Annotated in this window: 3 protein-coding genes; 1 reads left to right on the top strand and 2 read right to left on the bottom strand. The window is 59.8% G+C overall.

Features of this window, described 5'->3' with window-relative positions; all coding sequences use genetic code 11:
* Positions 1-1022 (bottom strand): Rieske 2Fe-2S domain-containing protein (locus tag Q1M07_RS09255; RefSeq protein WP_300453254.1); only part of this gene is annotated, 1022 nt, incomplete at its 3' end.
* A gap of 730 nt (positions 1023-1752) precedes the next feature.
* Here Q1M07_RS09255 and Q1M07_RS09250 point away from each other — a divergent pair.
* On the top strand, positions 1753-3558 hold the full coding sequence (locus tag Q1M07_RS09250; protein ID WP_300453252.1) for a sigma-54-dependent Fis family transcriptional regulator: 1806 nt from the start codon (positions 1753-1755) through the stop codon (positions 3556-3558).
* A 100-nt stretch (positions 3559-3658) separates the two neighbouring features.
* Here Q1M07_RS09250 and Q1M07_RS09245 read toward each other — a convergent pair.
* Positions 3659-3841: hypothetical protein (locus Q1M07_RS09245; protein WP_300453250.1), on the bottom strand; the 183-nt coding region annotated here is incomplete at its 5' end.

Raw genomic sequence — 3841 nt, 5'->3', positions numbered from 1 at the left:
CGGGCGCGGGCTTCCGGCGCTTCGCCCTTCGGCGCGATGCAGTAGATGATGGCTTCGGTCTTGTCGACGGCGAGCGGACGAAGCACGCGGATCTGCGAGCTGAACTGGTCCATCAGATAGACGTTCGGGTACAGGCACAGGTTGCGGGACTTGCTCAGCATCCAGTCGGCCCGGGCTTCGCCGAACTTCTCGATCCATTCGTCGCGCTTGGCCCACAGGGGACGGTCTTCCGGGTTGGCCCAGTTGGTCCACAGCAGCATGTGGCCGTTCTTGAACGAGTAGGAGCCGCCGCCCTTGCGCGCCCAGCCGCCGGCGCTCATGGCCTTGATGGTGTCAACCTTGCCGTCGGTCGTGCGGCGGCCCTGGGTGGCGGCGTAGTTCCAGTGCACTGCGGTGACGTGGTAGCCGTCGGCGCCGTTTTCGGCCTGGAGCTTCCAGTTGGCGTCGAAGGTGTAGGCGCCGGAGCCACGCAGCACTTCGATGCCTTCGGGCGACTGGTCGACGATCATGTCGATGATCTTGGCGGCTTCGCCGAGGTGCTCGGCGAGCGGCACGACGTCGGGGTTGATGCTGCCGAACAGGAAGCCGCGATAGTTTTCGAAGGCGCCCAGCTTGACCAGGTCGTGGCTGCCGTTCTTGTTGAAGCACTCGGGGTAGCCGGCGTCGGGGGTCTGATCCTTGACCTTGAGCAGCTTGCCGGTGTTGTTGAACGTCCAGCCGTGGAACGGGCAGGTGAAGCTCGATTTGTTGCCCTTCTTGTGACGGGCAAGCGTGGCGCCACGGTGAGTACACGTGTTGGCCATCGCGTGGAGTTGGCCGGTCTTGTCGCGGGTGATGAGCACCGGCTGGCGGCCGACGTAGATGTTCAGGTAGTCGTTGGGGTTCGGGATCTGGCTTTCGTGGGCCAGGTAAATCCAGTTGCCTTCGAAGATGTGCTTCATCTCGAGCTCGAACAGCTCTTCGTCGGTGAAGGCTGCGCGGTCGATGCGGTAGACATTTTTGGCCGGGTCTTCTTCCAGCATCGCCGACACTTTGGCGATTTTGTGTTGAGTCTCTTGGTTGATTTGGGTCACGCTGATCTCCTATCCATGGTCTAAATCAAGGGGCTACCTATGGGTGCTTCAACTCACCGGTCTTGCTTCGTCATACACAACCGCGCAAGGCGGCGGCGAGCCGGCTTGGTGTGTCGTGGGAACTGACGTGGGGAGGCAAACGCCAGGCATGCAGCCTGTGCCTTGGGCACCGTGCGGTGCCGTCATGCTTGTGTGCGAATTGCGTGGGGTTTGTCTCCCTGATTTGCCTCTCTGACTGGGGCTTCTGGCTCATCTGGTGTGTGACGATTGCTGGCAAGCTTTAGGGGCTGAAGCATTTCGTCACACTTGCGGCCTTTGCCGTTAGAGTTAGCATGACCCGTGCCACGATCGGGAGCGGAAGGCGGTGCTATTTAGATACGTCGTTGTGGCAGCGGCGTTTTTCCACTTTTTTGTGGTGCTTGTCATGCCACGAACGCGTTTTTGGCGGTGCTGCGCAGGGCGGTTAGTGAATCAAATGATTTAATGCATTAATAAATATTGCAGTGCAATATGTATCAATGCATTCATAGTCTTCCCGGCGGCGGTATTGCGTGGCGGAAAGCTGGCGTATCTTTCGCGGAGCTACTGCAGACGGTGTGCCGCCTGGAGGTGGTGAGGATGAGAGTTTTGGATGGAGAAGGCATGAGAGGCCTGGCCTACTCTGCCCCTGGAGATGAGCATGAAGACGATCGCTAAGACGCCTTTGGCCTCGGGAAGCCAAATGTCAGTCCTTGATCCTGAGAAGGTGAGCTTTCCGGATCTGGCGGACCTGCTTGCGCGCTTGCGCTTTTCAACCAGCGACGGGCGCATCTGGTTGGATGATCAGCGGATGTTGCTGATTCACGCCAAGTCGCTGGGAACGTTGCGACGGGAGATGATCGAGGCGCTGGGTATGGATGCGGCGCGAGGCTTTATGACGCGCATGGGCTATCACGCCGGTGTGTACGACGCGCAGATGGCGCGCAAGGTGCGTTCCAAGACTTCCCTGAAAGACATGTTTGTTGTCGGGCCTCAGATGCACTGCCTCGAGGGGATCGGAATCTCGGAGGCGGTTCGGCTTGAGTTCGATGTCGAGGCCGGTAGGCACTATGGCGAGTTCGTCTGGACCAGTCAGGTTGAGGACGAGGAGCATATCCGTCATTTCCCGATCGGCGACGAGCCGGCGTGCTGGATGCAGATCGGCTACGCGTCGGGTTTTTCGACCGAATTCATGGGGCGCCAAGTACTTTATCGGGAGGTCGAATGCCAGTCGATGGGGCATGCCGCGTGCCGCATCGTCGGAAAGCTGGTCGAGGAGTGGGGCGACGAGGCGGCGGACGATTTGCGTTACATGATGCCTCAGACGTTTGACGAATCTCCGGCGCTAGTGGGGCGGCGCTTGCCGAGCGAGGTGGGCAAGCCGAACGACGGGGACTCCACGACGGCGGGGCCGGTCGGGATATCGCCGAGCTATGCGGCCGTTCTTCATATGGTCAGACGGGTCGCGCCTACGCAGGCAACGGTGCTTTTCCTGGGGGAGAGTGGTGTCGGCAAGGAGGTGTTTGCCCGAACGCTTCACCGGCTCAGTGCGCGCAGTTCGATGCCCTTTGTGGCGGTCAACTGCGCGGCCATTCCGGAGCAGTTGATCGAGTCGGAACTCTTTGGCGTCGAGCGCGGAGCGTTTACCGGCGCACTGCAGAGTCGCCTGGGCCGCTTCGAGCGCGCAGATGGCGGAACCTTGTTCCTCGATGAGATCGGAACGCTCAGTGCCAGCGCACAGGGCAAACTGCTGCGCGTGCTGCAGGAAGGCGAGATCGAGCGCTTGGGTGATACGCACACGCGCACGGTGGATGTCCGGGTGATCGCCGCGACCAACGTCGATTTGCGTGAAGAGGTGAAAGCCGGTCGTTTCCGGGAGGATCTCTTTTTCCGTTTGAATGTATTCCCGGTCCGCATCACGCCCCTCCGCGAGCGCCGCGAGGACATTCCGCTGCTGATGACTCACTTCCTCACGAAATACAACCGTCTGCACGGGCGCCGGCTGACCGGGTTTACCGAGCGTGCAGTCGACGCAATGCTGTCCTATGACTGGCCTGGCAATGTGCGGGAAGTGGAGAACGTCATTGAGCGGGGGGTGATACTTGCATCCGATAACGGCGCTATCGATACGTCGCATCTGTTCACTAGCGGAGAACGTTTCGGCGAGCAGCGCTTTGAAATTGGTCGCGAGGGCCGGTTGATCGCCAGCGATCCGGCGGCGTTCGTGGCAGATCAGAACCCCGACAGGGAAGTCGATCGCGTAAGCCGAAGGGTGAATAACCTGCTGCTGGGAGAGGGAAGCGACTGTGACAACGTCTCGTTGGACGAGATCGAAACGCTTTTACTGAAAAGGGCGGTCGAGAGAGCCAATGGCAATGTTGCCGCGGCGGCCCGTTTGCTCGGCATCACTCGACCTCAGATGGTCTATCGCATGAAAAGCCGCGGTATCGTCCATGAGGGCGAGTGAAGACGCGGCGTTGGTTCGTCAGTAAGTCCGACCTGCTGCGGAGGGGAAGGGGCTTCTCAATATTTATATCTCTGATCTCTTGACGTGCTTTGATAGTTCTTTATAATGCGTCCTCTTTCGCGGCGGGGCCTGATTGACGGGCCCCGGTGGCGCAGAGTGGCATGTTGGAGAAGGGCTTCCGGTGTGCGAGCGTGGCGGGTGTTTCGGATTTCTGGTGCTGTTTTAGAAAAACGAAATGCTTGACAGGGTTGAGAAACGCTGTAGAATGCGCACCTCTTCGCTG

It is taken from the genome of Accumulibacter sp., assembly GCF_029255285.1.
Classification (GTDB): Bacteria; Pseudomonadota; Gammaproteobacteria; order Burkholderiales; family Rhodocyclaceae; genus Accumulibacter.
This window is presented reverse-complemented; position numbering and strand designations above follow the sequence as displayed.